The sequence below is a fragment of the Massilia sp. UYP34 genome (assembly GCF_056279385.1).
The window spans coordinates 49,742-56,260 of the sequence record NZ_JBWBRF010000023.1 but is presented as its reverse complement, the minus strand read 5'-3'; the positions used below and the strand labels follow the sequence as shown (position 1 = coordinate 56,260).

Annotated in this window: 7 protein-coding genes and 1 pseudogene; 6 read left to right on the top strand and 2 right to left on the bottom strand. The window is 62.8% G+C overall.

The window, feature by feature from the left end; genetic code table 11:
- Nucleotides 1-99: 99 nt before the first annotated feature.
- Nucleotides 100-204: pseudogene (locus tag ACZ9AQ_RS21890) on the bottom strand (transposase); the annotation flags it as partial.
- 587 nt (nucleotides 205-791) lie between these two features.
- On the opposite strand from ACZ9AQ_RS21890, the gene ACZ9AQ_RS21885 reads away from it, so the two are divergent.
- Both ACZ9AQ_RS21885 and ACZ9AQ_RS21880 read left to right on the top strand, forming a co-directional pair.
- A complete protein-coding gene (locus tag ACZ9AQ_RS21885; RefSeq protein ID WP_429206735.1) occupies nucleotides 792-1,526 on the top strand; it encodes a haloacid dehalogenase type II in 735 nt (244 codons plus the stop codon).
- Between the two features lie 346 nt (nucleotides 1,527-1,872).
- A complete protein-coding gene (locus ACZ9AQ_RS21880) occupies nucleotides 1,873-2,289 on the top strand; it encodes a hypothetical protein (RefSeq protein WP_429206736.1) in 417 nt (138 codons plus the stop codon).
- 276 nt (nucleotides 2,290-2,565) lie between these two features.
- Here the strand turns inward: ACZ9AQ_RS21880 and ACZ9AQ_RS21875 are convergent, their stop codons facing one another.
- Nucleotides 2,566-2,721: a hypothetical protein gene (locus tag ACZ9AQ_RS21875; RefSeq protein WP_429206737.1), complete on the bottom strand. Its 156-nt coding sequence runs from the start codon at nucleotides 2,719-2,721 to the stop codon at nucleotides 2,566-2,568.
- A gap of 104 nt (nucleotides 2,722-2,825) precedes the next feature.
- On the opposite strand from ACZ9AQ_RS21875, the gene ACZ9AQ_RS21870 reads away from it, so the two are divergent.
- The 4 genes from ACZ9AQ_RS21870 to ACZ9AQ_RS21855 are packed head-to-tail and all read left to right on the top strand — an operon-like array spanning nucleotide 2,826 to nucleotide 6,482.
- Nucleotides 2,826-4,229, top strand: coding sequence for a TolC family protein (locus ACZ9AQ_RS21870; protein ID WP_429206738.1), 1,404 nt, complete (start codon nucleotides 2,826-2,828; stop codon nucleotides 4,227-4,229).
- A gap of 17 nt (nucleotides 4,230-4,246) precedes the next feature.
- On the top strand, nucleotides 4,247-5,638 hold the full coding sequence (locus tag ACZ9AQ_RS21865; protein WP_429206739.1) for a multicopper oxidase family protein: 1,392 nt from the start codon (nucleotides 4,247-4,249) through the stop codon (nucleotides 5,636-5,638).
- Nucleotides 5,639-5,660: 22 nt separating this feature from the next.
- Nucleotides 5,661-6,104, top strand: a complete 444-nt coding sequence (locus ACZ9AQ_RS21860; protein ID WP_429206740.1) for a DUF411 domain-containing protein — start codon at nucleotides 5,661-5,663, stop codon at nucleotides 6,102-6,104.
- Nucleotides 6,105-6,125: 21 nt separating this feature from the next.
- Nucleotides 6,126-6,482 carry a copper-binding protein gene (locus ACZ9AQ_RS21855; protein WP_429206741.1) on the top strand — a complete coding sequence of 119 codons (357 nt, stop codon included), beginning with the start codon at nucleotides 6,126-6,128 and terminating at the stop codon, nucleotides 6,480-6,482.
- Nucleotides 6,483-6,519 lie beyond the last annotated feature (37 nt).

Here is a 6,519-nt window from a genome sequence, read left to right as displayed (position 1 = left end):
CTCTTCTGAAAACAACCGTCTTTCACGTGCCATGTAATTCCTCCGATAGGGACATCATACCTATCGAAAGTGTCCGAGCTGGTGGGGGAAGGCCAGGATGCTTACCCCAAGTCGGGCCGCTACTTCGCTTGCTGGGTGACCGCCCTGCGCCACCTGCTTGGCCGCTGCAATCTTGAATTCCTCTGTGTACCGCTTACCGCTCATATCTTCTCCTTGTGCCCGATATTATGGCTCAGGAGTGTCTACGATAGTCGTGGCGATTCAATCCGAATGAAGAATGAGATCTTAATTCTGCTTGACGCTATGCCCAAGCCAGAGGTAGCTGTTCTGGCAGGCACGTCTGCGATAGGTGTCAAATATCCGCGTGCGTAGCGTCGATCTCAGAGTGTAGCGGCGGCCATTGCCGCCTCTCCAGGTAGTCTGAATTCACACTTCTCTGACCAAATTAGTACCCTTGTCAGCGAAGTGCTAGTTTTACTTACAAAAACAGGAAGTAAAACCGTCAGATCAGAGCTTTCGAAAGGCCATGTGCTGCTATGGCGAGCGATGATACCGATCTTACAAAATTACTTCCGAGAGCTCGGTGTCCCCGGCTCCGGGTATGACAGCACCGAGCAAGGCTGTTGGTGAGGTACGCGCTGATGAATACGGCTCTTCCATAAGGTCAGCCAGCCTCAATCATGCGCAGCCTGGGCACCTGCTATAGTCTGTCCACCACGATACCATTGCCTGGATACGCCGCGGGCGAGCCACAAACTGATACGGCGCCACGTTTCATCCTCAAGCTAACTATGCGCACATCGCTTCACACCGTCGGCTTTCTCGGGTTCGACGTTTTCGGCACCGTCGTCGACTGGCGCTCCGGCATTGCACGGGCAGCGCAGCCGTTTCTGGAACGGCACCGCATCGATGTCGATCCATTTGCGTTCGCCGACGAATGGCGTTCGCTGTACCAACCTGCCATGCAGTCGGTCCGGTCTGGTGAGCGCCCCTGGGTTCGCCTGGAGCTCCTGCAGCGCGAAAACCTGGAAACCCTCCTGGCCAGGCATGGCGCCGACTTCGGCGCCATGCCTGGCGCGGAACTGGCAGAGCTGAACCGGGCATGGGAGCGCCTTGACCCCTGGCCGGACGTGCTGGAAGGCCTCGCACGGCTGAAACGCCGGTTCCCGATCGGACCGCTGTCGAACAGTCACATCGCCGGTATGCTGCGACTGGCTCGCTATGGTGGCCTGCCATGGGACACCATCCTCGGCGCCGAGATCGCCAGGAGCTACAAACCCCAGCCACAGACCTACCTGAAGTCGGCCGACGCCGTCGGACTGCCTCCGCATGAATTCGCCCTGGTCGCAGCCCACAACGGCGATCTCCAGGCTGCCCGGGCCTGCGGCCTCAGGACGATCTTCGTGCGCCGGCCCCATGAACATGGTCCGGCGCAATCGACCGACCTGGAGCCGGAGCACGACTGGGACATCGTGGCCGACAGCTTCATCGAAGTAGCCGACCTGCTCGACTGCCCGCGGTTGTGAAACGCCCGCCACCCGGCGCGGAGAATCAGGACGTGGCGATCGCCGCCACATTTGGCCCCGGACTGCCGCATCGAAAGCAATTTGTGTTCTCGATTGCGCAACTAATATCCCAATGCATAAAACCGATTAATACCGAGTCACGGCGCTAATATCGTTAAGTTAAGCTGCTGAGCTAGCCGTCAAATACGTCGTCCCCGCGCAGGCGGGGGGCCAAGTGCTGCAAACGGCGTCGAAACGCTTGCAAGATTGGTTCCCCACCTTCTTGGGGACGACGTTTTTACGCTAACTCAAGAAGACTTTCGCCTAGCTTCCGCGCCGCGACAGCCGTGCTATACTGATTCGACCTATGAACCGTCTGCTCTCGACATTGCTGGTCTGGCTCCTGATGGGCATGCTCCCGCTCCATGCGGTTGCCGGTTCCATCAATATGTCGTGCGCGCCGGTTTTGCCGCAAGTCGCCGTGCCGCTCGCAGACCAGCATATGGCGCACGCCGCTTCCAGCGACATGCATGCGCATCACGGCGACCACGCCATGACCGAAGCGGACGCCGCCTTCGGCGATGACGGTTCCCATGCCAACGTTGAAAAGTCGACGCACTCGTCGTGCAGTGCCTGTTCGATATTTTGCGCCGGCGCCGTGGCGCCTCCATCCTTCTCCCTCTCCTTGCCTGTCTTTGACGGCTCCAGCGCGGCTAGCGCCTCGCCTGCCGACTTCGTGGCTGGTTTCATTCCTGACGGCCTCAGACGCCCTCCTCGGCAATAAATCCGCCTGATCGACCTGGACATCGCCTCGGCCTCTAGTTGCCGCCGCCTGTCCTGAACTTCGGCGCCCCCGCGCGCCCCTGTTTACCGATTTCGAGGATTGACAATGAAACTCAAGCTGTGGGCTGCCTTTGGCACCCTGCTCGCTGCTGCGCTTGGAGCACAGGCCCAGCAAAGTTCCCGTACTCCCGATCCGGCCGACGCATCCGTCGTCGTGCCACCAACCGGGTACGTCTCGGCGATGACCAATCATTCGCCGACCGTGAAAGGTGGCGTGTCACCTGACAAGAACTGGCGCGCCGCCAACGCCGCCGTCGCAGATCCGTCCGCCCACGCTGGCCACGCCAGTCATGGGACTCACGCTGGCCATGCCGGTCACGGGGCTCACGCTGGCCACGCCGATCATGGGGATCACACTGGCCAACCTGGTCATGATGCTGCCCCCGTTCAGAGGCCGCCCGGTAACGCGCCGGCCGACGCATCTGAAGATCACCACAAGCATCACTGAGGCGAGGCCAGGCTATGACAACAACACGAATGGCACCGTCTCTGCGCGCGGTCGCGACCGCGGTCGTCGCCCTGACACTGGGCGGATGCGCGACGTTTTCCAGTGACGGTGGTCTGGACGCCGTCTCGGCAATGACGACCGATCGCATCGGCCAGGACATCCAGCTCAAGCGCCCGGCCGGGACTGATCCTGCCACGCAGGCCGAACTGAACGAGCTGCTCAAGCAACCGCTGTCTGCCGACAGTGCCGTGCGGGTCGCACTGCTCAACAACCAGGGATTGCGTGCCTCCCTCCAGGAGCTCGGTGTGGCCGAGGCTGACCTGGTGCAGGCCGGCCGCATGGCCAACCCATCGGTGGGCTTTGGCCGCATGTCCGGCGGCGGCGAAACCGAAATCGAACGCAGCGTCATGTTTGACCTGGTCGGCCTGCTGACCATTCCGCTGCGCCGCGACATCGAATCGCGCCGGTTCGAAGGCGCCAAGCTCATTGCTGCCACCGATGCGGTGCGTCTGGCTGCCGACACGCGCAAGGCCTATTTCAATGCCGTAGCGGCCGCGCAGTCAGCGCAGTACGCCGAGCAGGTACGCGAGGCGGCGCAGGCAAGCGCCGAGTTGGCTTCCCGGATGGCCAAGGTCGGTAACCTGAGTGCACTGGACCAGGCACGCGAGCAGGCGTTCTCCGCCGAAGCGACTGCCCAGTTGGCCCGCGCGCGCCATCACGCCACCGCAGCGCGGGAGCAACTCACCCGCCTGATGGGCGTGTGGGGAACGAGCACCGCCTTCCAGCTGCCCGAGCGGCTTCCCGACATGCCGGGCACGCCACGTGAACCATCGAACATCGAGTCGCTCGCCATGCAGCAGCGCCTGGACGTCCAGCTCGCCAAACTGAACACGCAAGCGACGGCCCGCGCGCTGGGCCTGACGAAGGCGACCAGCTTCGTCAACGTGCTCCACGCCGGCTATGCCAACTCGAGCACCTCCGGCGAGCCGCGCGAGAACGGTTATGAGATCGAGCTTGCCCTGCCCCTGTTCGACTGGGGTGGGGCCCGCACGGCAAAAGCCGAGGCGCTGTACATGCAGGCGGTTCATCGCACGGCCAATACCGCCATCACGGCGCGCTCCCAGGTACGCGAAGCCTATTCGGCCTACCGGACGAGCTACGACCTGGCGCGGCACTACCGTGACGAGATCGTCCCACTTCGCAAGAAGATTTCGGAAGAGACCCTGCTGCGTTACAACGGCATGCTCATGAGCGTGTTCGAGCTCCTTGCGGACGCCCGCGCCCAGATCAACGGCGTCAATGCCGCCATCGAGGCGCAGCGCGACTTCTGGATTGCCGACACCGACCTGCAAGCTGCCATCCATGGCGCAGGCGGCGCAACCACCAGCCTTTCCAGTTCCGTGGCGACCGAGTCGGCCGCTGCCGGACATTGAAACAAGGATTAAAAACAATGAGCTCTCGTCGAGACTTCTTTACCGGCGCCGCGGCGCTCGTCGGCGCCGGCCTGGTGAGCCGGGCCGGCGCGGCCACGCTGCCCGAGGCGCCCATCATGGACAGCGCCGTCACCCAACCGCCGCCGCCACCACCGAATGGCCGCCCTTTCAACCCCGTCGTGACGCTCAACGGCTGGTCGCTGCCCTGGCGCATGAACAATGGCGTCAAGGAGTTCCACCTGATCGCCGAACCCGTGGTGCGCGAGATTGCGCCGGGAATGAAGGCGAACCTGTGGGGCTATAACGGCCAGAGCCCCGGGCCGACCATTGAAGTGGTGGAAGGCGACCGGGTGCGCATTTTCGTCACCAACAAGCTGCCCGAGCACACCAGCATCCACTGGCATGGCCAGCGCCTGCCCAATGGCATGGATGGCGTGACCGGCCTGAACCAGCCCGGTATCCAGCCGGGCAAGACCTTCGTGTACGAGTTCGTCGCCCGCCGCCCGGGTACCTTCATGTACCACCCGCATGCCGACGAAATGGTGCAAATGGCGATGGGCATGATGGGCTTCTGGGTCACGCACCCGAAAAATCCGGCCCACCACCGGGTAGACCGCGATTTCGTGTTCCTGCTCAATGCCTACGCCATCGAACCAGGCAGCTACACGCCGCGCGTGAACGAGATGCTGGACTTTAATCTATGGACCTTCAACAGCCGTGCATTCCCCGGCATCGATACCATGAACGTGCGCCAGGGCGACCGCGTGCGCATCCGCGCCGGTAACCTGACGATGACCAACCATCCAATCCACCTGCACGGACACGAGTTCGAAGTCACCGGCACCGACGGCGGCTGGACCCGGCCCGAGTCGCGCTGGCCGGAGGTGACGACCGACATCGCGGTGGGTCAGATGCGGGCGATCGAATTCATTGCCGACGAGCCCGGCGACTGGGCCTTTCACTGCCACAAGTCGCACCACACGATGAATGCGATGGGGCATGACGTGCCGACCCTGATCGGCGTCGACCACCGCGGCGTGGCCGAGAAGATCACGAAGCTGGTTCCCGACTACATGGTCATGGGCGAAAAAGGCGGCTCGATGGGCGACATGGAGATGCCGCTACCTGACAACACGCTTCCGATGATGACCGGCCAGGGGCCGTTCGGGGGCGTTGAAATGGGCGGCATGTTCACGATCCTGAAGGTGCGCAAGGATCAGAAGCGTGGCGACTACAGCAATCCAGGCTGGTACCAGCACCCGCCAGGGACTGTCGCCTACGAGTGGAAAGGCGAACCGCCCGCGGCCGTCCGTAGCCAGGACGCGGGCGGCCAGGCAATGCCCACGGCCAACAGGCCGGAAGTTGAAGTAACTGTCCGTAAACCCCAGAACCACCAGGGCCATCACTAACCCGCAAAAGGAGACCTACCCCATGATCAAGCGACTTATTTCACGTGCGGCCATGGCCGCCGTCCTGTCCATTCCGGTGCTGGCGATCGCCGCGGGCCCGGTCATCGACGTCTACAAGACCGAATCCTGCGGCTGCTGCGGAGCCTGGGTCGAGCACCTCGAGGCCAATGGCTTTACACCCCGCGTGACAAACGTCGCCAATCCGGCGGAATACCGCGAACGGGGCGGCATCCCGCACGAACTTGGCTCGTGCCACACGGCGATGATCCAGGGCTATGCGATCGAAGGCCACGTCCCGGCGGCCGACATCAAGCGGCTGCTCGCGCAAAAACCGATGGCCAAAGGGTTGGCCGTGCCCGGGATGCCCCTCGGCTCGCCCGGCATGGAGGGGCCACGCAAGGACCCGTACGACGTCCTGCTCGTGCAGCCCAATGGCAAGACCACCGTTTTTAAACGCTACAACTGATCCGTCTCGAAAGGAACAACGATGAACGCATTCTCGAAACCGGCCCTGGCGATCGTGATGGCCGTCGCAAGCTCGCTCACCCTGGCACAGGAAACCGCCCACGCCGGACACGAAGGCCATGAGTCCCATGCCGGCCACGAAGCGCCGGCGGCGTCCGGGCTCGTCGATGGTGAAGTCAGGAAGATCGACCAGGAGGCCGGCAAGATCACGCTGCGCCACGGTGAAATCAAGAACCTCAACATGGCCGCAATGACGATGGTCCTGCGCGTCAAGGATCCAGCCATGCTCGGGCTGGTCCAGGTCGGCGACAAGGTAAAATTTGCCGCCGATCGCATCGAAGGCGCCATCACCATCGTTCAGCTGGAAAAAGCCCAGTAGTCGAGGCGCGCCCATGCCCCGTGTCTTTCCGCGCCGG

Bases quoted from the DNA above. Each gene is read 5' to 3' on its own strand.
- ACZ9AQ_RS21885 (WP_429206735.1), top strand. From the start codon at position 792: ATGCGCACATCGCTTCACACCGTCGGCTTTCTCGGGTTCGACGTTTTC.
- ACZ9AQ_RS21880 (WP_429206736.1), top strand. From the start codon at position 1,873: ATGAACCGTCTGCTCTCGACATTGCTGGTCTGGCTCCTGATGGGCATG.
- ACZ9AQ_RS21875 (WP_429206737.1), bottom strand. From the start codon at position 2,721: ATGACCAGGTTGGCCAGTGTGATCCCCATGATCGGCGTGGCCAGCGTG.
- ACZ9AQ_RS21870 (WP_429206738.1), top strand. From the start codon at position 2,826: ATGGCACCGTCTCTGCGCGCGGTCGCGACCGCGGTCGTCGCCCTGACA.
- ACZ9AQ_RS21865 (WP_429206739.1), top strand. From the start codon at position 4,247: ATGAGCTCTCGTCGAGACTTCTTTACCGGCGCCGCGGCGCTCGTCGGC.
- ACZ9AQ_RS21860 (WP_429206740.1), top strand. From the start codon at position 5,661: ATGATCAAGCGACTTATTTCACGTGCGGCCATGGCCGCCGTCCTGTCC.
- ACZ9AQ_RS21855 (WP_429206741.1), top strand. From the start codon at position 6,126: ATGAACGCATTCTCGAAACCGGCCCTGGCGATCGTGATGGCCGTCGCA.